The organism is Delftia lacustris (assembly GCF_040267515.1).
GTDB lineage: Bacteria > Pseudomonadota > Gammaproteobacteria > Burkholderiales > Burkholderiaceae_C > Comamonas > Comamonas tsuruhatensis.
The window spans coordinates 2,614,734-2,637,706 of sequence record NZ_CP141274.1 but is presented as its reverse complement, the minus strand read 5'-3'; the positions used below and the strand labels follow the sequence as shown (position 1 = coordinate 2,637,706).

Genomic DNA, 22,973 nt, shown 5'->3' with positions numbered 1-22,973 from the left:
GAGAGGTGAGAGAGAACGGGACGGCGGATGCGGAAGATGCGGGGAATGCAGGGGCTGCAGGACATGCGGGCCTCAGCAGTTGAGCCGGTCCATGGGCGAGAGGATCTGGATGTCGCCGGGCGTGATGCGGATGGTGCTTTCGCCGCAGGTCAGCAGGATTTCCTGCTGGGCTTCGAGCCGGATCTTGGCGGCATTGAGCTCAATGCTTTGCCCATCCATGGTGAGCTGGGAGGCCTTGCCTCCACCACCGCCACCGCCACCGCCACCGGGCGCCGTGATGTTCATGGCCATGCCGCCACCGGCTCCGCCTCCCGCGCCACCACCGCTGCCGCCACCACCACCGCCACCACCGCCCACGGTCAGCGAGTACTGCGAGCCCACTTCGGTGCTTTGCTTGCTGCCGACCTTGACCTGGCGCTCCTGCCCCACGGTGAGGCTCTGGTTCATGCCCACATGGGTCTGCATGGCCACGCCGATGTTTTCCATGTAGTTGACGCCGATGTTCATCATCTTCATCCCACCCACGTTCTGCATGTAGGCCATGCCTATGGTCTGGGTCTTGAGCAGGCCGACCGTGACGTGCCAGTTCTGGCCTATCTTGTCGGTCTCGGTCTTGCCGATGGTCTTGCTGCGATTCTTGCCGATGGAGATGTTCTCGTCGATGCCGACATCCTCGTTGCGGTTGTCGCCGATGCTGATCTTCTCGTTATGGTCCACCCGCTCCGTGCGGTTGTTGTGCACGGTGATGGTCTCGTCGCGGTCCACGGTCTCGGTGCGGTCGCGGTGGATGACGCTGGTCTCGTCCCGGTCGATGGTCTTGCGCCGGTCGTTGCCCACCCATTTGTCCTCGTCGTTCTCGACTTCGGTGAGCTGGTCCTTTTGCGCATGCAGCCACAGCTGTTCGGCGCCCGCCTTGTCCTCGAAGCGGATGGCGTTGGCGTCGCCCGGGCCGTTCTTCATGCCCGCGCCTGCGGCACCGCCCTTGCTCGACCGGGTCTTGATGCCCGATTGCGTGGCGTTGGCCGGCAGCGCCCAGGGCGGCATGTTGGCCGCGTTGTAGACGCAGCCCGTGACCAGCGGATAGTCCGGGTCGCCGTTGAGGAAGTCCACCACCACCTCATGCCCTATGCGGGGGATCGAGATGGCGCCAAAGCCCGGGCCTGCCCAGTTGGTGGCCACGCGGATCCAGCAGCTGGAGTTCTGGTCCTTGCTGCCCAGCCGGTCCCAGTGGAACTGCACCTTGATGCGGCCGTATTCGTCGGTCCAGATTTCTTCTCCGGCCGGACCCACGACGACGGCGGTCTGCGGTCCCGTGGTGCGCGGCTTGGGCGTGGTGCGCGGCGGCGTGAAGGCCAGGCTGGTGGGCTGGGCCTGCAGTTCGTAGCGCTGGAAGGAGCCGTCTTCGGCGGCGCTGCCCTTGGCGCCCGGGGCCACAGCGCTGACGCGGGGGTTCTCCTTGAGGTGGTAGCTCAGGCCCGTGATCAGGTACTGCCGGTTCTGGTCCCCGCGCGGGTAGTTGTAGAGGCTGAAGGTGTAGCCCGTGGCCAGCGCCCGGTGGCAGGACTGGCCCCGCACCCGGCTGTGGCCCGTGAGGCCTTGCTTCAGTCGCACGCGGATGTAGGCATCTCCGTCGCCGTACTCCGTGTAGCCGCCCGGCCATTCGTAGGTTTCATGGCCGTCGTGCGCATGGCCCGGTGGATCGCGGCGCATGTGGGACAGTTCGGCCCGGGGCTTTTTGAAGTCGTAGTCGTCGATGTAATGGCGGCCCGGCTTGATTTCCTGCTCCAGCTGCCAGGCGTGGATGTTTTCCTGATCGCCTGCGGCGGCTTTTTCCGGGGGATAGAAGGGAATGGATTCACCGCCTGGCAATGCGCCGTGCGAGGCAATGATGTCGTCGCACAGCACCAGGGTGTGCCGGCCCGATGCGTGCTCGAAGAAATAGTAGATGCCTTCGTGCTCCATCAATCGCGAGACGAAGTCGCAATCGCTTTCGTTGTATTGCACGCAGTAATCCCAACTGCGATAGGCGCGGGTGAGTTTCCTTTGCATTGGATGGCCATAGACGCCCAATACCTGCTCGACGATGTCGGGCACGTTGAGGTTCTGGAAGATGCGAAAGTCGCTCTTGCGCGTGGCCAGCCACAGCCAGGGGCTCAGGCGCGCCTTGTAGGCGTAGTGGCGGTGGTCCTGGCCCTGCATGCCGAAGCGGGTGACGATGCCGTCGATGAAGCGCCTGCCGCCGCCCTGGGTTTCTATTTCGATGGTGGCGTTTTTGCCCAATAGGGCCTTGGGATCGATGCTTTCGTTTTCGCTGAGCATTTCCACATCGAGGCTGAAGAGCTGGCTGATGTTTTCCTGGCCGCGCAATTCACGGAAATGCAGTTCATCGCCCAATGGCGTATGGATGGTGACTCGGCGTGTCATTGTATGAACCGCCCTGGGGGCGGCCTCCCGTCTCTTGGTGAGCGGGGGATCATAGACAAGCCTATGGCTATAGGGCAATCAAATGCAGGGTCAGATACATCTTGTAAATGTAAGCAATTTCCCATCTTGGATACAGGCATGTATTTGAATGGCATGCCACCCATTGATCTTCAATGCCATTCAACCCTCCATCGCGTCTTGAATTTCGCCTTGAACTGCGAATGCATTGCGCGTGCTCACACTCCCAAATACCGTTCCCACAGCGCTCTGTCCCCATCCAGCGCGGCCGAGTCTCCGCTCCATACGACCTTGCCGCGCTCCAGGATGAGGTGGCGGTCGGCCAGGCCCAGCAGGCGCTCCACGTATTTGTCGATGACCAGGATGGTCTGGCCAGCGGCGCGCAGCTGGGCCAGGCAGGACCAGATCTCTTCGCGGATGCGGGGGGCCAGGCCCTCGGTGGCTTCGTCCAGGATGAGCAGGCGCGGGTTGGTGACCAGGGCGCGGCCTATGGCCAGCATTTGCTGTTCACCGCCCGACAGTTGGTTGCCCATGTTGGAGGCGCGCTCGCCCAGGCGGGGGAACAGCGCGAACACGCGCTCGGGCGTCCAGGGCTGTGCCGCGCCGGGACTGCCCGAATTGCGATGGGCCACAAAGGCCGTCAGGTGCTCGCGCACCGTGAGGTTGGGAAAGCACTGGCGGCCTTCGGGCACGATGGCCACGCCGGCGCGGGCGATGCGGTCGGTGGCCCAGCCGGCGATGTCCTGCCCGGCAAACACCATGCGGCCAGCGCGCAGCGGCAGCTGGCCCAGCAGCGTGCGAAGCAGCGTGGTCTTGCCCATGCCGTTGCGGCCCAGCAGGGTGACGACCTGGCCTGCCTCGATGCGCAGGTCCACGCCGAACAGCACCTGGCTGGGTCCGTAGCCGCTTTGCACGGCCTGCATTTCGAGCATCACGCGCCCTCCTTCACTTCTTCGTCCCCCAGGTAGGCCTGGCGCACATCGGCGTTGCCACGTATCTCGTCGGGCGTGCCGGTGGCGATGATGCGGCCGTAGACCAGCACGGAGATGCGGTCGGCCAGGCGGAACACGGCCTGCATGTCGTGCTCCACCAGCAGCATGGCGGCGCGGCCGCGCAGGGATTCGATCAGCTCGGTCAGGCGCAGTGTTTCATCAGGCCCCATGCCGGCCATGGGTTCGTCCAGCAGCAGCACGCCGGGCCGTGCGGCCAGGGCCAGCGCGAATTCCAGCTTGCGCTGCTCGCCATGCGGCAGCGTGCCTGCGGGGCGCTGCAGCAGGCTGGCGTCAATGGCGCATTCGCGCGCCAGCTCGCGGGCCTGCTCGTAGAGCTCGGTCTCGGCCGCGCGCGGGCGCCAGAAGCGGAAACTGCTGCCGGCATGCGCCTGCACGGCCAGCGCCAGGTTGTCCAGCACGCTGGACTGCTTGAAGATGTTCGTGATCTGAAAAGACCGCGACAGCCCCGCCGCCACGCGCTGGTGGGCGTTAAGCGCGCTCACGTCGCGCCCGGCCAGTGCCAGGGTGCCGGCGTCGGCCGCCAGCGTGCCCGACAGCAGATGGATGAGCGTGGACTTGCCCGCGCCATTGGGGCCGATCAGCGCATGGATCTCGCCAGGCGCCAGCGACAGCGAGACATGGTCGGTGGCCAGCAGCGCGCCAAAGCGGCGCACCAGGCCCTTGGCTTCCAGGGCCGGAGTGGGAATGGAGATAGGGGTGGCCGCGCCGCTCATGCCTGCCTCCCGCGTGCGGACCACAGGCCCGTCAGGCCGCGTGGCGCGCCGAACACCACGCACAGCAGCAGCAGGCCCAGCGGCAGGTGCCAGTACTCGGTCCACATGCGAAGCACTTCCTCCAGCGTCAGCATGACGACGGCGCCGGCCACGCCGCCCCAGCGCAGGCCCACGCCACCGACCAGCACCATGATCAGCAGGTTGGCCGACTGGGTCCAGTGCATGAGGCTGGGGGAGATGAACAGGTTGTGGTTGGCCAGCAGCGCGCCCGCCAGCCCCGCCACCGCGCCGCTGAGAACGAAGGCCACGAGCTTCAGGCGGTAGACCGGGTAGCCCAGCGACTCCATGCGCGACTCGTTCTCGCGCACGCCCTGCAGCGCCTTGCCGAAGCGCGAATCCACCAGCCGCCCGAACACGGCCATCAGCACCGCGAACAGCGCCAGCACCACGTAGTAGAAAGAAACGTCGTGGCCCAGGTCCAGCCCGGGCAGCACGGAATGGCCGGGCAGGTTCAGCCCGTCCTCGCCGCCGTACTGGCGCAGCGAGATGAAGATATAGAACAGCATCTGCGCAAAGGCCAGCGTGATCATGATGAAGTACACGCCGCGCGTGCGCAGCGACACGGCGCCCGTGGCGGCGGCCAGCAGCCCGGCCAGCAGCGCGGCGGCAGGCCAGGCGACCAGGGCCGAGGTCACACCGTTCATGGCCAGGATGCCCACCGCATAGGCCCCCGCACCGAAGAAGGCCGCGTGCCCCAGGGCCACCATGCCGCCGTAGCCCAGGATGAGGTTCAGGCTGGTGGCGGCCAGCGCGTAGATCAGCACGCGGCGCACGAAGGAGATGTAGAAGTCCAGCCCCAGTGCAGGCGCCACCAGCGGGAACACCGCCAGCGCCAGCAGGGCCAGCGCGGTCCAGACGAATGTGCCGCGGAATCTGCTGTGTTCCATGCTCAGCCTCGCGCAGGGAAAAGGCCGGAAGGACGGTACACCAGCACCACCGCCATCAGCACGTAGATGGAAATCGCCGCCAGCGTGGGCCCCACGCTGGACGCCACGGCCGGGGAGAACACCTGGCGCAGCAGCATGGGCAGGAAGGCCCGCCCCGCCGTATCCACCATGCCCACCAGCAAGGCGCCCACCAGGGCGCCGCGTATGGAGCCTATGCCGCCGATGACGATGCACACCAGCACCAGGATCAGGATGTCCTCGCCCATGCCCACCTGCACCGAGGTGATGGGTCCCAGCAGCGCGCCCGCCACCGCCGCCAGCATGGCGCCCAGCGTGAACACGCCCAGGAACAGCAGCGGCACGCGCACGCCCATCAGCGTGGCCATCTGGCGGTTGGAGGCGCCTGCCCGCACCAGCACGCCGGCGCGCGTGCGCGTCACGAACCAATACAGGCCCAACGCGGCGGCCAGGCCGAAGACGATGATCATCAGCCGGTAGGCCGGGTACATGAGATCGGGCAGCAGCTGCACGGGCCCGGACAGCGCAGCCGGCATGTTCAGCATCACGGGCGCCGGGCCCCAGACCATCTTGACCAGGTCATTGGCGATGAGGATGACCGCATAGCTGCCCAGCACCTGGGCCAGGTGGTCCCGCACGGCAAGGCGCCGTATCAGCACCAGCTCCAGCACCACACCCGCCACGCCCGTGGCCACGGCTGCCACCAGCACGGCCGCGGTGAACGAGCCCGTGCGCTGCATGGTCTCGGCCGCCACATAGGCGCCCGCCATGTACAGCGAGCCATGGGCCAGATTCATGATGTCCATGATGCCGAACACCAGGGTCAGCCCGGCCGCGATCAGAAACAGCATCAGCCCGAACTGCAGGCCATTCAGCAATTGCTCCAAGAGCAGCGTCCACGTCATCCACACGCCCCCTGCCGCAGGCGCATCGGCCCGCGCGCGGTCAACAAATCATCCGGCTTTGAAAATCAAGATCAAGGCACGCCGCGCCCGACGGGGGCGCGGCGGCGGGGTCACATCTTGCAGTCGTTGACGTAGACGTCCTGGTACTTGTCGAACACCTTGCCCACCAGCTTGTTGGTGATGCGGCCGCTGCCATCCTTCTCGATCACGCGCTGGTAGTAGGCCTGGATGGGATAGTGGTTCTTGCCGTACGTGAAGGGGCCGCGCACCGAGGCGTAGTCGGCCTTCTCCAGCGCCTTGACGATGGCCTGGCGGTCCGAGGCCTTGCCGCCGGCCTGCTTGACGGCCGCATCCATGGCCATGATCACGTCATACGCCTGGGCCGCGTAGACCGAGGGGTTGCGGCCCTTGTACTCCTTGCGGAAGGCCTCGACGAAGGCCTTGTTCTGCGGCACGTCCAGGTCATGCGCCCACTGCGCGGTGTTGACCATGCCCAGCATGGGCTCGCCCACGGCCTGGATCACGTCCTCGTCGGCCGAGAAGCCCGGGCCGATCAGCTTGACGCTTTGCGACAGCCCCGTGGACACGAACTGCTTGACGAAGTTGATGCCCATGCCGCCCGGCAGGAAGATGTAGACCGCATCGGGCTTGGCCGCACGGATCTGGGCCAGCTCGGCCGCGTAGTCGATCTGGCCCAGCTTGGTGTAGACCTCTTCGCCGGGCGCGGTCTTGTAGCCGCGCTTGAAGCCGACCAGCGCATCCTTGCCGGCCGGATAGTCGGGCGCCATGATGAACATCTTCTTGAAGCCACGGTCGGCGGCCAGCTTGCCGGCTGCCTCGTGGAAGGCATCGTTCTGGTAGGACGTGCCGAACCAGAACGCATTGCACTGCGCGCCCGCGAACTGGCTGGGGCCGGGATTGTTGGACAGGTAGGGCACCTTGGCGCCGAACAGCGCCGGGCCCACGGCCAGGGCCACGTTGGAGCCGATGGGGCCGGTGAAGAAATCCACCTTGTCGCGCTGTATGTAGCGCGTGACCAGCTGGCGCGCCTGGTCGGGGTTGCCGCCCATGTCGGTCTGCAGGAACTCGGCCGGCTGGCCGCCCAGCTTGCCGCCCAGCTGCTTGATGGCGAGGTTGAAGCCGTCACGCGCCTCGGCGCCCAGCGCGGCAAACGGCCCGGAAATATCGTTGGCGATACCGACCTTGATGGTGTCCGCCTGCGCGAGCGCGGGAACAAAGGCAGGGGCCAGGGCCGCTGCGGCCAGGAAGGGGGTGAGGAAACGCATGCTGCTGTGCTCCTTGCGCGGGCCGCGCGGATGACAATCGGTGGTGAGGCAGTCTTCCGTCACGCTGGACGGGAAACTCTGTAAGGGCTGGAACGGTTGGCGCGGGTCTTAGTTTAGGTTTAAAGTATTTTGCAGAACAAGTCTGGGACTTGTACCAATACCTGCCATACAAACCATTTCGCGCCATCTCCGTTCCAATGCCCTCACTCTACCGTCACTACGACCGCGCCGGACTCGATGTCCAGTACAACGCCCGCGCGACGGTACCCGACATCACCCCCATCATCAAGGCCTATGCCGACGACAGCCGGGCCGCGCGCCAGAGCCTGCCCTGCGCGCTGAACGTGGCCTATGGCGAGCATGCCGACGAGCTGCTGGACATTTTCCCGGCAGCAACCGGGGCGGCAGGCGCCCCTGTTCTCTTCTTCATCCACGGCGGCTACTGGCGGCTGCTGTCCAAGGACGACTCCAGCAGCATGGCGCCCACCTTCACGCGCGCCGGCGCCGTGGTGGTGGCCCTGAACTACTCGCTGGCGCCCGCCGTCACGCTGGACCGCATCGTGGACCAGACACGCCGCGCACTGGCCTGGGTGCATGCGCACATCGCCCGCTACGGCGGCGACCCGGGCCGCATCCATGTCTGCGGCAGCTCGGCCGGCGGCCACCTGGCGGGCATGCTGCTGGCCGGCGGCTGGCATGCGGACTACGGCGTGCCCGAGGACGTGGTGCGCGGCGCCGCACCGCTGTCGGGCCTGTTCGACCTGCGCCCGCTGGTGCACACCCACATCAACGAATGGATGCGCCTGAGCGAGCAGGACGCCATTCGCAACAGCCCCGCCCTCCTGCCGCACGGCGCGGCCTGCCCGCTCATCGTGAGCTACGGCGAGAGCGAGACCGATGAATTCAAGCGCCAGAGCGACGACTACCTGGCCGCCTGGAACCAGCGCCGTGGCCCCGGTCCATCGTCAGGCCAGTACGTGGCCATGCCCGGCACCAACCATTTCGACATCGTGCTCACCCTGAACGACCCGGCCAGCCCGCTGACGCGCGCCATCCTCGCGCAGATGGGCTTGAGCGCCCCCACACCGCAGAACCAGCCATGACCCACGCTCCCGACCTGGAGTCGCGCGCCGCGCCCGACGACCACCATGCGCTGCGCCTGTGGCTGCGCATGCTCACCTGCTGCAACCTCATCGAAGGCGAGATCCGCAACCGCCTGCGCAGCGAATTCGACACCACCCTGCCCCGCTTCGACCTCATGGCCCAGCTGCAGCGCGCGCCCGAGGGCATGAAGATGGGCGAGCTGTCGCGCCACATGATGGTGACCAACGGCAACATCACCGGCATCACCGACCAGTTGGAGAAAGAAGGCCTGGTGGTGCGCACCAAGGTGGAGTCCGACCGGCGCAGCTCCGTGCTGCACCTCACCCCGCTGGGCCGCAAGACCTTTGCGCGCATGGCCAAGGCGCATGAGTCCTGGGTCATGGGCATGTTCGGCGACATGCCGCAGGCCAGCCGCAACGACCTGTACCAGGCGCTGGGCGACCTCAAGCAGCAGGTGGTGGCCCACCGCTCGCCCACGGACTGAGCGCACGCAGACCCACCCCCATTCAGCCCTGCACGCAGTTGCGCCCTGCGGCCTTGGCGCGGTACAGCGCACGGTCGGCCGCTTCCACCAGCGCCACGGCGGCACCTTGGGTGGAGCCGTGGGTAGTGCCTTGTGTAGCGCTTTGTGTAGCGCCTTGAGTCGCGCCAGCCTCACCGCACTGCGCCGTCGCCACGCCGATGCTGGCCGTCACATGGCCGAAGCGGCTGCTGCGGTGCTCCAGGCCCAGGCCCTCGATGCGCGCACGCAGCCGCTCGGCCACCTGCAGCCCGCCGGCCTGGTCCGTATTGGGAAGCACCACGGCCAGCTCCTCCCCGCCGTAGCGCGCCGCCATGTCGCCGGGCCGCTGCACGGCCTGGGCCAGGGCGCGACATACTGTCTGCAGGCAGGCATCGCCTGCCACATGGCCGTAGGCGTCGTTGTAGCCCTTGAAATGGTCCAGATCGATCAGCAGCAGCGACAGCGGCGTGCCCTCGCGCACGGCGCGCCGTGCCTCGCGCTCCAGCACCTCGTCGAAGCGGCGCCGGTTGGCCAGGCCCGTGAGCTGGTCCTGGGCGGCCAGCACCTCCAGCCGGCGGTTGGCCTGCAGCAATTCCTCGCGCGCGCTGACCAGGGAGCATTCGGCACGCGAGCGCAGCCGCATCGCCGCCGTCAGCCGCCAGCCGATCAGCGCAATCGCCAGAAACAGCCCCAGCACCACGGCCAGCGTCAGCTGCGCCTGGCGCTGCCAGGAACTGAGCGCCTCGTCGCGGCCCAGGGCCACCGTGGTCACCAGCGGATAGCGCTCGCTGCGCAGGAAGGCATAGATTCTTTCCGTGCCATCCAGGCCCGAGCGGAACGACGCCGTGCCCGACATCGCCCCCGCATAGTGGCGCAGGAAATTGGGCGACTGCGAGAAGTCCCGGCCCAGGTCCTGCTCACGGAAGGGGTGGCGCACCAGCAGTTGCCCGCCCGGCGTGCTCAGTGAAATGGCGCCCTGCTCGCCGATGTCGATCTTGCCGAACAGCCGCAGGAAATTTTCCACACCCAGCGTCACCACGACCACGCCGGCAAACTGGCCCTCGCTGTCGGTATAGCGCCGGCTGATGGTGATCACCCATTCGCTTGTGGAGCGGCTGCGGATCGGCGGCCCGATGTAGATGCCTGACGACGGGTCGTCGCGGTGGTGCGTGAAGAAGTCGCGGTCCGCGCTTTGCGTTCCTGGGGGAAACGTCCCCTTGGACGACATCAGCCAACGCCCCTGCGCGTCCACGACCAGCAGCTCGTTGAGCTGGTTCAGCAGCTGCTCCTGGCGGTTGACCAGATGCAGCACGCGCTCCAGGTGCGCGGCACCGGCGCCATCCAGCTCCAGCCTTTCGGCAATGCCCAGCAGCAGCATGGAGCTTTGGGTGATCACGCCTTCGGAATAGGTATTCAGCGTCTGCGCCAGATTGCGGTTGACGGTATCCACCTCGGCCAGCGTGCGCTGGCGTGCAGCCACCAACTGCCACACCGTGGCCGCCGATACCGACACGAACACCACGGCCAGCAGCCAGCCCACCAGGCGGGTATCGCGTTTGACGGGCCGACCGCTGCGGCTGCGGCAGGCCCTTGTCCACCAATCCCTCTTCGTCACATGCACCTGCGCCATCTCGGCGGTCTCGCCGCCGTCCGATCTTGGGGTTTTCTGCGTCCGGGTTCAACGCCAGTGCAGCTTCCTTCCGCAAGCGATTCCCGTCCTCGACCCAGGTCGAGCCGGAAAAACCCGCGAACCCGGTATTGTCCCCGGCTTCGGAAAAATCGGCCGGCAGGGTTGGGATTGGGGGGTGCTGCCAACAGCTTCAGGCTGAATGCGGATGGCAGGCCTGTGATCACAGGCCTTATCGTCAAGGCATGGGTGATCAGCCGGGGCCGTCGCTCGCGGCAGCAAGAAGCGGCACCAAGACATCACCGATCGGGGTCGGAACCCCGCGCGCCCGGCCGCGGCGCGCGATAACGCCGTTGCGGATATCCCATTCGAGCGGGCGGCCTGCTTCGCGATCCGCCAGTATGGACGTGCCCAGGTCGGCAGGGGATGCCTGGAACTTGTCGAGGATCGCCTGCGGGACCTCATCGCCCAGTTCAGCACCTTCGGCGCGTGCCACGGCCAGGCACTCCTGCAGATAGTCCAGTGTGAGCTTGGAGATGTCGTGCCGGCCGTACATGCCCGAGCGGCGATGCGTGAGCGCCATGAGCCCGGCCGCCGCGTTCTGCAGCAGCTTTTGCCAGGCCAGAGATCTGAAATTCGAAACCAGGTCTACCAGGCACCGGGAGCCTTGCAGTGCCTGCGCAACCACGAGGGAGGCCGCTTCGTCAGGCAGGCTGATCCGAGCATCGCTGCGCAGGAGCACCGACCCATCGGATTGCGCCTGCGCAGGGAACCACACGACTGCAGGAACGACTCGCCCCTGAGGGCACAGCGCAGTGACACTCTCCAACTGCTCGACCCCGTTTTGCAGGACACACACGACGGTTTGCGGGCCGCTCAACGCCGCAAGCCATTGCGCAGTGGCAGCGGTCTGAGTCGCTTTGACCGCGAGAAAAACGAGGCCCACCGGGCGTGCAATCTGTGCTGGATCCGTTCTCACCGGCCCGGGAACAACGATGCGAACACCGCTACCTTGCAGCACCAGGCTGTCGCGCGGCGTACGGCCGCAAAGCATGGGCGTGCGGCCGACTTCGTGCAACGCAGCAGCGACGGTGGTCCCGATCGCACCGGGCCCCAGGACAGCGATTCTTGTGTGGACTTGTTGATTCACTGAAGCGGATTCCTCGAAACGGATGCTCGGCGCCGGCCTCGACACCTGAAAAGGACAATTATGGAGTGCCACGGGCGCAGTGGAGGGCTGCTCTTGGCTGTGCCTGCATAGGTGCAATGCATCTTGATAGTTTCTCAGTATTCATCCCGGCAAAATACAAGTCAGTGGACTCTTTCATTGGGCATGCAATATGAGTTGACGAACATTGCAGTATTCCGCAACGATTGACGAATATCCGGCTTTGATATTCCGTGCCTTTTGGCGAATTGCTCGACCGCCGCTGTGTCAAAACGCGTAGTCTGGATGAAGTCCAGGGCTTCGGCATCCGTATTCAAAAACCGCGCTACCGGAGGAATGCTCAAAAGCCATTTCAGCAATCGGAGCGAAATATGATGCTTTGGGGACTTTATTCCAAGGGGTTGTGCCACCTCTGCCAGGAGTTCTCGCAAGTTGGGACTTTGGTCGTCAAGCGCCAGAAGCTCCTGACCGGCCATGGAAGGATCAAAAGTGCAAGCCGAAACCAGCTCGACCAGATAATCCACAGTGACCAATGGCAACCAGTGCTCTGCGCTACCGGGCACTGCAGCCAGTTTTCCCTGCGCCAGATTGCGTATCAGATCCACCAGTGGCTGGCTGCAAGGTATATGTCCCGTGCGGCTATGACCACAGACCGTTGCGGGGTGCACGACGGTCATTTTCCCTCCCTTGGCAGCCATGAGCTCCAGGGTCGCGAAATGCGCCTCCAGTTTGCTCCCCTCGTAAGCGCCGACACGCCGATAGACGGCAGGCCAATGAGTCCTTTCCGGATGGCCGGGATCAATTCCGATGCGCTGCAGATGTTCATTGTTCTTCAGCATATAGCCGCCGATCATCACCAGCCGGCTATCTTGCTGCGCTGCCAACAACGCCACGCGCTTTGCACCTTCCACATTCACTGCACGCGAATGCTCCATTGAAAGGCCCCACGCGAAGTGGGCGCCCAGGTGGAACACAACTTCGGCCTGCCGCAAAGCCTCTCGATCGGAAAGACTCAAGCCGAGGCTCTCCTGCTCCAGATCGCCAGCCACGGCAAAGACACGGTTTGCGACACCTCCCAGATTGTCGACCTGCTCCCGCAGTTGCGCCAGGCGCTCCGGGCGACGCATCAGCACCCGAATCGTGTGACCTTTTGCGCTCAGGCATGACACCAGATGCTGGCCGATGAAGCCGGTCCCTCCCGTAACAAAGCACTCCACGCTCATTTTTCTGCTCCTTGGCACGATGAAAAATCGAGTGTAGACTGTCGACCCAACTCTATAGTCAAGCGTTTTTTCATGAATATCGGCGAACTCGAGGTCCGCAGCGGCGCCAGCCGCCATACCCTGCGCTACTACGAGAAGATCGGCCTTATCGCACCATTGCGGCGAAACAACAATTACCGTGTTTACACACCACAAACCCTGCAGGATCTTGGATTTATCCAGCGCGCACAAAGCATGGGATTTTCTCTTGCGGAAATAGGCGAAATTCTGGACGCGCAGAGAAACAAGTCAATCGATTGTGCCGAGGGTGCCAAGTTGATTGAAAAGAAAATGCTGGAGATCAGAAAGAAAATCACTGAGCTCAAAAGCATTTATCGGTATTTGGACGAGGAGCGTGCAAATCTCGAGGCCAGTGCTGCCAAGCAACTTGAGCTTCAGCGACTCAACAACGCCTTGAAGTGAGCTGTCGGCATCCAGACAACAGCGGCAATCGCTGCATGGCTGCTCCCGGCATCACCCGAGTACATCCGCGCAGCCTGGACAGAAAACGCATCTGCCGCGCCAAGGCATGGCGCAGCCATTCATCCACGGCTATGCTCAATACCTTTGCCGTTGCGCAGTCGGCGCCCGCCCTGCAACGGACCTTGACTGTTCAGGACCTCCCATGCACATCGAACCCGGCGTCGTCAGCCCCGAAAAAATCGCCCTCAGTTATGTCACCGCCGCAGCGGCCTTCGGCCTGACCGCCGCCCTGGCACGGCAAAGCCTGCGCGACAACGGCGGCTGGCTCGCGCTGCTGGCCCGCAGTGTCATCACCACCGCGCTGGTGTTCAGCTTCTTCGAGGTGTTTCCGCACGAGCCGGTCGGCGTGTCCGAGGTCCATCTGATCCTGGGCTCGACCTTGCTGCTGATGTTCGGCGCGGGAGCTGCGGCCATCGGCCTGGCGTTCGGCCTGCTGGTGCAGGGCCTGTTCTTTGCCCCCTTCGACCTGCCGCAGTACGGCATGAACGTCACCACCTTGCTGGTGCCGCTGTATGCGGTGAACCAACTGGCGCGCCGGCTGATTCCCGCCGGCACGGCCTATGTGGACATCAGCTACAGGCAGGCCCTGGCACTGTCCACCACCTACCAGGGCGGCATTGTCCTGTGGGTCGCGTTCTGGGCCATCTACGGCCACGGTGCCAGCCTGGCAACCTTGACCGAAGTGGCAAGCTTCGGTGCTGCCTACATGTGCGTCGTGCTGGTGGAACCCCTGGTGGACCTGGCGGTGCTGTGGCTGGCCAAGCGCCTGGCGACCTTCACCCAAGGGCCGCTTTTCAATACCCGCCTGCACGCCGTTGCCGTCTGACAGGGCCGGCTCCCCCGGTCACGGTTGACGCCCCATAGGGCATCTTGCCCCGGTGCTCCCGCCTTGCCGCCCCCGGGCCACCATGGCAAAGCGGGGAGCGGCAGGTGCATGGACGGCCCCGCGCGCAGCCGTGGCCGCTTCCTCTTGGTCCAGAATGACCAGGTCCCTCTTCATCAGCCTGCCGGCAAGCGAGCTCGGCAAATCCACCGCCTTCCACAAGGCCCCGGGCTTCCAACAGAGCCCGCAGCCCAGCAGTGAGGACGGCTTCGCCATGGTCTGGAGCGGCGGGATGCCTGCGCAGTGCAAGGACCCGGCGTTCGCCTCCGCGACGTGGCCTTGGCAACGCGGCCGACGCCGGAATCGCTGCAGCCGGGTGATCGGGCAAGCCTGAAAACCCGCTTCCTGCGACAATCCGCGCCGCTCGCTTTGCTCCACTGCATCGCGACGGCACGGACCGTCTCCGCATTGCTCCTTGTCTGGCGGCTCTCACAAGGAGCGCGCCTGCGCCGATACCTCCATCGCCCATGGCTCTCGACCCCTTCACCCTGCTCGTTCTCACCACGGCCATGGCGGCCGCTTCGGCGCTGTATCTGGCTGCGGAATGGAGCAGCGTGCGCGAACGCTCGCTGCTGCTGTGGAGCGCGGGGTTCGCCATCATCGTCGTGGGCTGCGTGCTGGCCCTGCTGCGTTCCAGCGGCCATGTGCTGCTGGGCATCTGGTTTCCCAACGGCCTGCTGATCGCCGCCCACTGGCTGTTCCTGGCCGGGGTCGCCGGATTCATGCGCGTGCGGCTGTCGCACTTCTGGTGGCTGCTGGCCGTCGTCTGGCTGGCCATGCTGTTTCTGCCAGACGGGCCCTGGTGGTCCAAGGCGATGCTGGGCATCCAGTCGCTGCTGATCGCCATCACCACCTTGCGCGCCGGCCTGCTGCTGCGCCCGCATGGCGGCGCGCTGGGCATGGGCGCGGCGCAGTTGAGTTTCGTGCTGCTGGCGCACGGCCTGTTCTACCTCGCCAAGGCAGGATCGACCGTGGCGCTGGACGCCTTCGTCAACCTGGGCAGTTTCCGCGGCACGGTGATCCTGATCTCGCTGGTGGAGGGCGTGATGGCGATCATGCTGCTGGCCATGTCCATGACCGGGACAGAGCGCCATCGCCGCGAGGAGCGCATCGCGCAGATTGCCGCCCGCGATCCGCTGACCTCCCTGGACAACCGCCGCGCGCTCTATCTGCGCGCACCGGCGCTGCTGGCACAAGCCTCGCCGGCCCGCCCCGGCGCCCTGCTGCTGATCGACATCGACCACTTCAAGCAGGTCAACGACCTGCACGGCCACGATGCCGGCGACCGCCTGCTGGTGACGCTGAGCGACCTCATCCGCAGCGTGCTGCCTCGCGGCGCACTGGCCGCGCGGCTGGGCGGGGATGAGTTCGTGATCCTGCTGCACAACGTCTGCGGCACGGCCGCGCAGGCGCTGGGCCAGGACTTGCGCGAGGCGTTCGTGCAGCAGGCGCGCGCGATGTTCGCGACGCCGCAGCCCGTGTCCCTGAGCATCGGTGCGGCCTTGTTCGACCAGCCCGGAACAGAGCTGTCCCACTGGCTCAAGCAGGCCGACGAGGCCCTCTATGCATCGAAGCGCAAGGGACGGGACCGGATGGAACTCGCCCCGCTTGCGCCAGGGCGGCCCCACGGATGATCTGCTTGCCGCAGGTGGGCCGCTTGCGTGCGCTTGCAGGTCACATCTGCCGCTGATAGGGGTCCGGGCCGGTTCAGTCCGGGTCGTTTTGGCGCCTCAAGGCGTCAATGCAAAGTCCACCGCAGCCTCGGCATGCAAGGCCGTGGTGTCCAGCACGGGCACGGGGCAATGCGCCTGCTGCACCAGCAGGCTGATTTCCGTGCAGCCCAGCACCATGGCCTGGGCGCCCTGCCCGGCCAGCTGCGCCATGATGCGCTGATAGGTGCGCCGCGACTCTTCCCGTATCCGGCCTGCGCACAGTTCCTCGTAGATGATGCGGTGCACTTCGACGCGGTCCGCCTCCTGCGGCACCATCACCTCCAGCCCCTGCTGCTGCAGGCGCTCGCGCATGAAGGGCTGCTCCATGGTGAAGCGGGTGCCCAGCAGCCCCAGCCTGCGGTAGCCTGCCGCCCGGGCCGCATCGGCCACCGGGTCGGCAATGTGCAGAAAAGGGATGCGCACCGCTGCCGCAATGCGGTCTGCCAGCTTGTGCATGGTGTTGGTGCACAGCAGCACCCCATCCGCCCCGCCATCCTGCAGCCGCCGCGCGGCATCTTCCAGCAAGGCGGCTGCGTCATCCCAGCGGCCTTCATGCTGGGCCAGCTCGATGGGGCCAAAATCCACGCTGTACATGAGCAGTTTTGCAGAGCGCAGCGGACCCAGCCGGTCGCGCACGCCCTGGTTGATGAGCCGGTAGTACTCGGCGCTGGACTCCCAGCTCATGCCCCCGATGAGACCGATGATGCGGTGAATTTCCGTGTGGTTTGCGTTCATGCCTTCAGTGTGGGCAGCGCCCGGTTTCCCGTCTATCAAGAAATTTCAGTTCAAGACACAAGGCGCCAGGGTGATGAAAGTTCAGGAACTACCGGGATTCGAGGTGCAGCTGCTGGGCCGCGCGGCCTACAGCAGCCATGACCCGACCCGCCTTCATTCGCTGGGCATTGCGCTGGAGCGCCAGCAAGGCGTGCATGCCATTGGCAGCGACCGCCGCGTGGACTTCGACACATGGCCCGGCACGGTGGCACGCACGCCACCGGGGGTGGATGTGTTTTCCGAATCGGCCACGGGCGGCGAGTACCTGGTGGTTCGCTGTACCCCTGCGCAATGGGAGCAATGGCTGGACGACGCAGTGCCTGACACCGAAGCCCGGCGCGTTGTACACCCTGGCCAGCGCGCCGCCTTGCAGATTGCGCACCAGCTGCGGCAACTGCTGCTTTGCCCCGAGACGGACACCCTGGCAATAGAGCAGGCAGCCCTGCACTTCATGGCCCGGCAATGCGTCGATGCGAGGGATGTGCCCCATGCGCCCATCCCGCGCATCGATGCATTGCGCCCGGTGTATCGGCCGGTTCTGGAGCGCATGGCGGCCGAGTTTGCACAGCCGTTGAGCATTGCCCAGCTGGCCCGGATGACCCGTCGCACCCCGCTGCGTTTTCTGCGTGAGTTTTCCCAGCTGCTTGGCATGACTCCGCATGCCTATCTTGTGGAGACCCGCATACAGGCGGCCCGCTCCATGATGCGGGCGGATGCCGATTCGCTGGCCTGTATCGCCCACGATTGCGGCTTCAGCCATCAATCGCACATGGGAGCCGCGTTTCGCAAACATCTGGGGCTGACGCCCAGCCAGTACCTGGCCCGCATTCGCCATACGGCCAGGCAGTGACCGATGGAGCACCTGGACCCGTCACGCCCGGGGCATGCGGCATGACCGGTGTTCCAGACGGTGCAATGAACTTGCAAGTTCCCGCGTTGGCTTTTCATTCCCATTGTCAATCCGAACAGACGGACTCGACCTGCGCACTTCAACCGCGCATACTTAGGGCCATTGCTCTCCCCCTGTTCTGATTTGGGATGGCGCGGCAACCCCAACCTTGCCGTGTTCCTGCCAATGGAGCGGACTACCGATAATTCATTCCCGTTATCAACGGCATATCGTGCCGCTCGGCCATACCGGGCAGAACTGAGGACCGCCAATCCGCCAGCAGCGCGTCAATTCAATGTGCGTACACATCTGATAGAGCAGATCAATGAAATGACCCCTCGAAAATCCACATTCGCACCTTTGAGCAGAATTTTTGCTTTCGCCATTGAACTGGATGGAGTGGACCGTGTGCTGTCCGTGGTCCGGCGGCATCTGGGCATGGATGTGGCCTTTGTGGCCCGATTCCGCGAAGCGGATCGGGTGCTGGAGCATGTGGACGAGAGCACTGGCGGAGTGATTTTCCGGCAGCAGAAGATTCCATTGAACGAGGGCTATTGCCAGAAGGTGGTCAATGGCGAATTGCCGCAGTTGATTCCAGACACGTCCCGTTTACCCGCTGCACAGGAAATACCGGAGACGCACACCATTCCCATCGGCTCGCACCTGAGCGTACCGATCCGCCTGGATGACAACCGTCTGTACGGCACCTTGTGCTGCTTCAGCCACCAGCCCAATCCCGCGCTGGGTGAGCACGATATGTCGCTGTTGCGGGCATTCTCCGATTTATTGGGACTGCATTTCAGTGCAACTTCTGCGGTCCAGCATGCTAGGGACAAAGCGGCCAACGAAATCCGCCTTGCCATGCAGGGCAATGCGCTGCGCCCTGTATTTCAGCCCGTATACACCATCGCGACAGGCAGGCTGCACGGTTTTGAGTGCTTGTCGCGCTTTGACCTGGAGCCATTTCGCCCGCCAGACCAATGGTTCAAGGCAGCGCACGAAGTCGGCCTGGGGCTGGAGCTGGAGCGCCATGCAATCGACACGGCACTTGGCGCGCTCGGTCGCCTGCCAACCGATTGGCTGCTCGCAGTCAACTGCTCGCCGCAGCTGATCCAGTCGGGGCAGCTGCCCCGGCTTCTGGGTTCGGACCAGGATCTCTCGCGCGTGACGCTGGAAATCACGGAGCATGCCGCCGTGGATGACTACAGGGCTTTGGCCGATGCACTGGCTCCGCTGCGGCGCCGGGGCGCGACCTTGGCAGTCGACGATGCCGGTGCCGGCTACTCCAGCATGCGGCACATCCTGCATCTTCAACCGGACATGATCAAGCTGGACATGAGCATCACGCACGACGTCGATACCGACCGCAGCCGCCGTGCGCTCGCCAAGGGGCTCACGAGTTTCGCGCACGAAATAGGAAGCGTGGTGGTCGCCGAAGGTGTGGAGACTGCCGAGGAATTCAATGCGCTGGCAAGCCTTGGCGTGGATCTGGCCCAGGGCTACTTCTTTGCCAAGCCGATGGGGTCAGCACAGGCGCTGGCCATGGGGCTTGCCAGGGCCTAGGGCCCAGGCGTTCAAGCTTTCGAGCCTGCGTGAATGCGTGCCTGCCTGCATGCGTGCGTGAATGTGCTGTGGCGACGCAGCGTTCTCCCGCCACCTTGACCGGGATCAAGCACACACCAGCCATGGTGCCCGAGCAAGGCGCCCGTTGCGCGAAGCCGTAGTGCACCCGGCGCATAATCGCCTGCATTCTTTCCCCAGCCCATCCGCCATTGCAGGTCTGCATGCGGCAGGCGCGTCCAGCGGCCATCGCGGCGCCCCAGCATTTCCCCAGACTTCCAGCAACAGCCTCCCGGCAGGCGGTCATGGGCATGCCTACGGTGAACCCAGATGGAAGTTTTGAAGCAACTCGAACCCCTCATGCGCGACATCATCGCGCCCCAGGCCGCGCAGATCGACGAGCAGGCACGCTACCCGCGCGCCGCGCTGGATGCACTGGCGGCAGCCGGCCTGCTGGGCCTGATCAGCGCCAGCGAGGTGGGCGGCCTGGGCAAGGGCCTGGCCGAAGCGGTGCAGGTCGTCGAGCGCATTGCCCAGGACTGCCCCTGCACGGCCATGGTGCTGACCATGCACTACTGCGGCGTGGCGCTGATCGAACCCTTTGCCGACGACCCTGTGCGCCGCGAGATCGCGGCCGGCCGCCACCTCACCACGCTGGCCGTGTCCGAAGCCGGCTCGCGCAGCCATATCTGGGCGCCGACGGGCACGGCGACCGCCGCTGAAGATGTCATCCACCTGAACGCGCTCAAGAGCATGATCACGTCGGCCGGCGAGGCCGATTCCTATGTCTGGATCTCGCGCGCCACGCAGGGCGAGGGCAATACGCTGTGGCTGGTGGACAGCCGGCTGCCGGGCCTGTCCATTCCCGGACGCTTCAACGGCATGGGGCTGCGCGGCAATGCGTCCTCGCCCATCGAGGCACGCAACGTGGGCGTTCCACGCGCCCGCATGCTGGGCGCCGACGGCGAGGGCGAGGCCGTGAAGGGCCGCTATCTGATGCCCTTCTTTCCCACGCTGATCGCCACCACGTCCATCGGCCTGATGCAGGGCGCGCTGCGCCGCGCCGTGGCCCATGTGGCGGGCACGCGCTTTGCGGAAAGCGGCAGCTCGCTGGCCGACCTGCCCACCATCCGCGCCTACCTGGCCCGTGCCCAGCTGCGCCTGGAGCAGGCCCGCCTGCTGCGCGACGATACCGTGGCCGCCGTGCAGGCGGCCCGGGCCGATGCGCGCACCCGCCTGCTGCAGAGCAAGGCCGCAGCCGCCGAGGCCGCACTGGAAGTGACCGACATTGCCATGCGCGTGTGCGGCGGCGCCGCCTTCCGCAAGGAGCTGGGCATAGAGCGCCTGTTCCGCGATGCGCGCGCCGCCTCGGTCATGGCGCCCACCACCGATGTGATCTACGACATGCTGGGCAAAGGCATGTGCGACGCCGCCGCCTGAGCCTGAACGGCAGAACCCGTCGATCGCTTCACCCCTCCTCCCCCATCCAGCAAAGGACTTCCGCATGACGACAACCGCCCCCGTGATCAAGCTCGGCGCCGTGGCCTACGCCCCCAAGGTGATCACCATCTGGGAAGGCTTCAAGGCGTATTTCATCGAGCGCGGCTACTACTTCGACTACGTTCTCTATTCCAACTACGAGTCGCTGACCGAGGCGTTGATGGCAGGCGATGTGCACCTGGCCTGGAACTCGCCGCTGGCCTTTGTGCGCGCCGACCGCATGGCCCGCGCGCGCGGCCTGCGCGTGGAGTCCATCGCCATGCGCGATACCGACCTGGACCTGCATTCGCTGCTGGTCGTTCCCGCAGACAGCCCCATCCAGAGCGTGCAGGACCTGCGCGGCAAGACCGTGGGCTTCGGTGCCGTGGATTCGCCCCAGGCCACGCTGATCCCGCTGGACCATCTGCGCCAGCAAGGGCTGGTGGCCGGGCGCGACTACACGGCACGCCGCTTTGACGTGCTGGGCGGCAAGCATGGCGACCACATCGGCGGCGAGCGCCTGGCCGCCGCCGCCATGGTGGCCGGCGAGATACAGGCTTCATGGATGGTGGGCAAGAACTACCTGGCCTTTGCGCGCGAAGGCACGCTGCCGGCCGGCGGCACGCGCGTGCTGGCCACCTCGGGCGCCTTCGACCACTGCAACATGACGGCCGGCCCGCACATCGATGCCGGGCGTGCCGCCGCCTTCCGCGACATCCTGCTGGCCATGTCCTGGGACGACGCGGCAGTGCGCCCGCTGCTGGAGCTGGAAGGCCTGAAGGTCTGGCACCCGGGCCGCGGCACGGGCTACGGCCTGCTGGAGCGCGCGGTGACGGACGAGGCCTTCTACGACGCCGAAGGCCGCATCACCGTGCAGGACTACCGTTACTGATACGCGCCATAGCCATGCCTGATTCCGACAGCGGCGCCCTGCCCGCCTCCACCCAGCCCGCCTCCACCCTGCCTGTCATCGACCTGCAGGGTCTGGGCTTCGATGCCGGCGCCCATCTGCTGGTCAAGCACGCGCTGGCCGCCCTGCCCGTGGGGGGGCAGCTGCGCGTGACCGGCAGCGCGCCGGGCTGGCAGGCCCAACTGTCGGGCTGGTGCAGCGACCAGGGCCATGGCCTGCGCTGGGAGGATGGCGTGGATGCAGCACAGGCCATGGCCATCGTGGCGCGCGGCGGCGCCCAGGCCGGGCGCTGGCGCGGCGCGGCGCAGACGGGCCGCAGCGATGCGCGCTCGGGCGACGGTGCCGTGGCCGCGCAGGCCCAGCCTTTCTGGGGCCTGGCCGCGCGTGGCGCGCAGGTGGAAGCCGGCGCGCCGGCCTTCCATTTCCGGCTCAGCGACAAGCTGCAGGTCTGGACCGACAGCGCCTCCGACCTCTACGCCCAGGCCGTGGCCGCGCAGTGGAATGCCGACACCGATATCGACTGGAACGACGCACCCGAGCTGCCCGCGCCCGTGGAGGACGCCATCGTCCAGCTCATGACCTACATGGTGGAGAACGAGAACGCGGCCCTGCTGGTGCCTGCGCGCTTCCTCGGCCAGTTGCACCCGCACTACCGCGAACTGCAGGCTGCGCTGGCCATCCAGGTGGCCGACGAGGCGCGGCACATCGATGTCTTCACGCGCCGCATCCGCCGCCATGGCCGCGAGCCCGCGCTGTCCACGGCGGGTGGCCAGGCCTCGCTCAAGAGCCTGCTGGACGAGACGGATTTTTCCGTAGCGGGCTTTTTGCTGTCGGTGCTGGGCGAAGGCACCTTCGTGCACCTGCTGCAGTTCCTGCAGACCGAGGCGCCCGACCCCCTCACACGCCAGATCTGCCGCCTGGCCGCGCGCGACGAGGCGCGCCATGTGGCCCTGGGCATGTCCCACCTGCTGTACCGCCTGCAGCACGAGCCCGGCTTCCAGCACCAGCTGGCCCAGGCCGTGGAGCAGCGCTTCGACAACCTGGCCGGCACCTCGGGGCTGAACGAGGAAGTCTTCGACGCCCTGATCCTCATCGCGGCCGGCACCCTCACTCCCGAGGCCCTGGCCCGTGGCGCCGCCCGCGTGCAGCAGCTCATGCGCGACATGGCAGACGGCCGGTTTTCCAAGCTGCTGCGGCTGGGGTTCGAGCGTGGGCATGCGGAGCGGCTGGCTTCGCTGCATACGCGCAATTTCATGTAGGCACGAGAAACGGACCCGGTGCGCGGTGCCCGGTGGC

Annotated in this window: 20 protein-coding genes; 10 read left to right on the top strand and 10 right to left on the bottom strand. The window is 65.8% G+C overall.

Features of this window, described 5'->3' with window-relative positions:
* Window positions 1-72 precede the first annotated feature (72 nt).
* The 6 genes from tssI to U6958_RS13380 form a co-directional block, all read right to left on the bottom strand.
* Window positions 73-2,424, bottom strand: coding sequence for a type VI secretion system tip protein TssI/VgrG (gene tssI / locus U6958_RS13405; protein WP_350337312.1), 2,352 nt, complete (start codon window positions 2,422-2,424; stop codon window positions 73-75).
* 236 nt (window positions 2,425-2,660) lie between these two features.
* Window positions 2,661-3,374 carry an ABC transporter ATP-binding protein gene (locus U6958_RS13400; RefSeq protein ID WP_074924014.1) on the bottom strand — a complete coding sequence of 238 codons (714 nt, stop codon included), beginning with the start codon at window positions 3,372-3,374 and terminating at the stop codon, window positions 2,661-2,663.
* Entirely contained in the window at window positions 3,374-4,168 is a 795-nt protein-coding gene (locus U6958_RS13395) for an ABC transporter ATP-binding protein (protein ID WP_074924016.1), read from the bottom strand. The genes U6958_RS13400 and U6958_RS13395 overlap by 1 nt, the downstream gene beginning before the upstream one ends.
* Window positions 4,165-5,115, bottom strand: a complete 951-nt coding sequence (locus tag U6958_RS13390) for a branched-chain amino acid ABC transporter permease (protein WP_074924019.1) — start codon at window positions 5,113-5,115, stop codon at window positions 4,165-4,167. The genes U6958_RS13395 and U6958_RS13390 overlap by 4 nt, the downstream gene beginning before the upstream one ends.
* Before the next feature lie 2 nt (window positions 5,116-5,117).
* Window positions 5,118-6,038, bottom strand: a complete 921-nt coding sequence (locus tag U6958_RS13385) for a branched-chain amino acid ABC transporter permease (protein WP_074924022.1) — start codon at window positions 6,036-6,038, stop codon at window positions 5,118-5,120.
* 110 nt (window positions 6,039-6,148) lie between these two features.
* Window positions 6,149-7,324, bottom strand: coding sequence for an ABC transporter substrate-binding protein (locus U6958_RS13380; protein WP_016450648.1), 1,176 nt, complete (start codon window positions 7,322-7,324; stop codon window positions 6,149-6,151).
* A 197-nt stretch (window positions 7,325-7,521) separates the two neighbouring features.
* On the opposite strand from U6958_RS13380, the gene U6958_RS13375 reads away from it, so the two are divergent.
* Together U6958_RS13375 and U6958_RS13370 are read left to right on the top strand one after the other, a co-directional pair.
* Window positions 7,522-8,427, top strand: a complete 906-nt coding sequence (locus U6958_RS13375; protein ID WP_074924024.1) for an alpha/beta hydrolase — start codon at window positions 7,522-7,524, stop codon at window positions 8,425-8,427.
* The gene (locus U6958_RS13370; protein ID WP_012206289.1) at window positions 8,424-8,912 is read left to right on the top strand and encodes a MarR family winged helix-turn-helix transcriptional regulator; all 489 of its coding nucleotides are present in this window, start codon (window positions 8,424-8,426) and stop codon (window positions 8,910-8,912) included. Before U6958_RS13375 ends, U6958_RS13370 begins: the two co-directional genes overlap by 4 nt.
* A 22-nt stretch (window positions 8,913-8,934) precedes the next feature.
* Here U6958_RS13370 and U6958_RS13365 read toward each other — a convergent pair whose 3' ends face one another.
* From U6958_RS13365 to U6958_RS13355, 3 genes are all read right to left on the bottom strand, one after another.
* On the bottom strand, window positions 8,935-10,560 hold the full coding sequence (locus tag U6958_RS13365; protein WP_026062543.1) for a sensor domain-containing diguanylate cyclase: 1,626 nt from the start codon (window positions 10,558-10,560) through the stop codon (window positions 8,935-8,937).
* Between the two features lie 250 nt (window positions 10,561-10,810).
* Complete coding sequence (locus U6958_RS13360; RefSeq protein ID WP_074924026.1) at window positions 10,811-11,707, bottom strand: oxidoreductase; 897 nt, start codon at window positions 11,705-11,707, stop codon at window positions 10,811-10,813.
* A 161-nt stretch (window positions 11,708-11,868) separates the two neighbouring features.
* Entirely contained in the window at window positions 11,869-12,948 is a 1,080-nt protein-coding gene (locus U6958_RS13355) for an SDR family oxidoreductase (RefSeq protein ID WP_074924029.1), read from the bottom strand.
* 72 nt (window positions 12,949-13,020) lie between these two features.
* Between U6958_RS13355 and U6958_RS13350 the strand changes: the two genes are divergently transcribed.
* The 3 genes from U6958_RS13350 (at window position 13,021) to U6958_RS13340 (ending at window position 15,987) form a co-directional block, all read left to right on the top strand.
* Window positions 13,021-13,410, top strand: coding sequence for a MerR family transcriptional regulator (locus tag U6958_RS13350; protein WP_016450653.1), 390 nt, complete (start codon window positions 13,021-13,023; stop codon window positions 13,408-13,410).
* 202 nt (window positions 13,411-13,612) lie between these two features.
* Entirely contained in the window at window positions 13,613-14,296 is a 684-nt protein-coding gene (locus U6958_RS13345; RefSeq protein ID WP_016453227.1) for an energy-coupling factor ABC transporter permease, read from the top strand.
* 524 nt (window positions 14,297-14,820) lie between these two features.
* Window positions 14,821-15,987: a GGDEF domain-containing protein gene (locus tag U6958_RS13340; protein ID WP_017406008.1), complete on the top strand. Its 1,167-nt coding sequence runs from the start codon at window positions 14,821-14,823 to the stop codon at window positions 15,985-15,987.
* 96 nt (window positions 15,988-16,083) lie between these two features.
* Here the strand turns inward: U6958_RS13340 and U6958_RS13335 are convergent, their stop codons facing one another.
* A complete protein-coding gene (locus U6958_RS13335) occupies window positions 16,084-16,800 on the bottom strand; it encodes an aspartate/glutamate racemase family protein (RefSeq protein WP_016453229.1) in 717 nt (238 codons plus the stop codon).
* A 73-nt stretch (window positions 16,801-16,873) separates the two neighbouring features.
* Between U6958_RS13335 and U6958_RS13330 the strand changes: the two genes are divergently transcribed.
* The 5 genes from U6958_RS13330 to U6958_RS13310 all read left to right on the top strand — a co-directional run bounded on the left by U6958_RS13330 (window position 16,874) and on the right by U6958_RS13310 (window position 22,936).
* Window positions 16,874-17,689, top strand: a complete 816-nt coding sequence (locus U6958_RS13330; protein ID WP_034367637.1) for a helix-turn-helix domain-containing protein — start codon at window positions 16,874-16,876, stop codon at window positions 17,687-17,689.
* A 369-nt stretch (window positions 17,690-18,058) separates the two neighbouring features.
* Window positions 18,059-19,291, top strand: coding sequence for an EAL domain-containing protein (locus U6958_RS13325; protein WP_061289629.1), 1,233 nt, complete (start codon window positions 18,059-18,061; stop codon window positions 19,289-19,291).
* Window positions 19,292-19,618: 327 nt separating this feature from the next.
* Entirely contained in the window at window positions 19,619-20,728 is a 1,110-nt protein-coding gene (locus U6958_RS13320) for an acyl-CoA dehydrogenase family protein (RefSeq protein ID WP_026062547.1), read from the top strand.
* A gap of 64 nt (window positions 20,729-20,792) precedes the next feature.
* On the top strand, window positions 20,793-21,659 hold the full coding sequence (locus tag U6958_RS13315) for a phosphate/phosphite/phosphonate ABC transporter substrate-binding protein (RefSeq protein WP_016450660.1): 867 nt from the start codon (window positions 20,793-20,795) through the stop codon (window positions 21,657-21,659).
* Between the two features lie 8 nt (window positions 21,660-21,667).
* Window positions 21,668-22,936: a ferritin-like domain-containing protein gene (locus U6958_RS13310; protein ID WP_070080984.1), complete on the top strand. Its 1,269-nt coding sequence runs from the start codon at window positions 21,668-21,670 to the stop codon at window positions 22,934-22,936.
* Window positions 22,937-22,973: the final 37 nt, after the last annotated feature.

Coding starts and splice junctions, on each gene's coding strand:
- tssI (WP_350337312.1), bottom strand. CDS start 2,424: ATGACACGCCGAGTCACCATCCATACGCCATTGGGCGATGAACTGCAT.
- U6958_RS13400 (WP_074924014.1), bottom strand. CDS start 3,374: ATGCTCGAAATGCAGGCCGTGCAAAGCGGCTACGGACCCAGCCAGGTG.
- U6958_RS13395 (WP_074924016.1), bottom strand. CDS start 4,168: ATGAGCGGCGCGGCCACCCCTATCTCCATTCCCACTCCGGCCCTGGAA.
- U6958_RS13390 (WP_074924019.1), bottom strand. CDS start 5,115: ATGGAACACAGCAGATTCCGCGGCACATTCGTCTGGACCGCGCTGGCC.
- U6958_RS13385 (WP_074924022.1), bottom strand. CDS start 6,038: ATGACGTGGACGCTGCTCTTGGAGCAATTGCTGAATGGCCTGCAGTTC.
- U6958_RS13380 (WP_016450648.1), bottom strand. CDS start 7,324: ATGCGTTTCCTCACCCCCTTCCTGGCCGCAGCGGCCCTGGCCCCTGCC.
- U6958_RS13375 (WP_074924024.1), top strand. CDS start 7,522: ATGCCCTCACTCTACCGTCACTACGACCGCGCCGGACTCGATGTCCAG.
- U6958_RS13370 (WP_012206289.1), top strand. CDS start 8,424: ATGACCCACGCTCCCGACCTGGAGTCGCGCGCCGCGCCCGACGACCAC.
- U6958_RS13365 (WP_026062543.1), bottom strand. CDS start 10,560: ATGGCGCAGGTGCATGTGACGAAGAGGGATTGGTGGACAAGGGCCTGC.
- U6958_RS13355 (WP_074924029.1), bottom strand. CDS start 12,948: ATGAGCGTGGAGTGCTTTGTTACGGGAGGGACCGGCTTCATCGGCCAG.
- U6958_RS13350 (WP_016450653.1), top strand. CDS start 13,021: ATGAATATCGGCGAACTCGAGGTCCGCAGCGGCGCCAGCCGCCATACC.
- U6958_RS13345 (WP_016453227.1), top strand. CDS start 13,613: ATGCACATCGAACCCGGCGTCGTCAGCCCCGAAAAAATCGCCCTCAGT.
- U6958_RS13340 (WP_017406008.1), top strand. CDS start 14,821: ATGGCTCTCGACCCCTTCACCCTGCTCGTTCTCACCACGGCCATGGCG.
- U6958_RS13335 (WP_016453229.1), bottom strand. CDS start 16,800: ATGAACGCAAACCACACGGAAATTCACCGCATCATCGGTCTCATCGGG.
- U6958_RS13330 (WP_034367637.1), top strand. CDS start 16,874: ATGAAAGTTCAGGAACTACCGGGATTCGAGGTGCAGCTGCTGGGCCGC.
- U6958_RS13325 (WP_061289629.1), top strand. CDS start 18,059: ATGACCCCTCGAAAATCCACATTCGCACCTTTGAGCAGAATTTTTGCT.
- U6958_RS13320 (WP_026062547.1), top strand. CDS start 19,619: ATGGAAGTTTTGAAGCAACTCGAACCCCTCATGCGCGACATCATCGCG.
- U6958_RS13315 (WP_016450660.1), top strand. CDS start 20,793: ATGACGACAACCGCCCCCGTGATCAAGCTCGGCGCCGTGGCCTACGCC.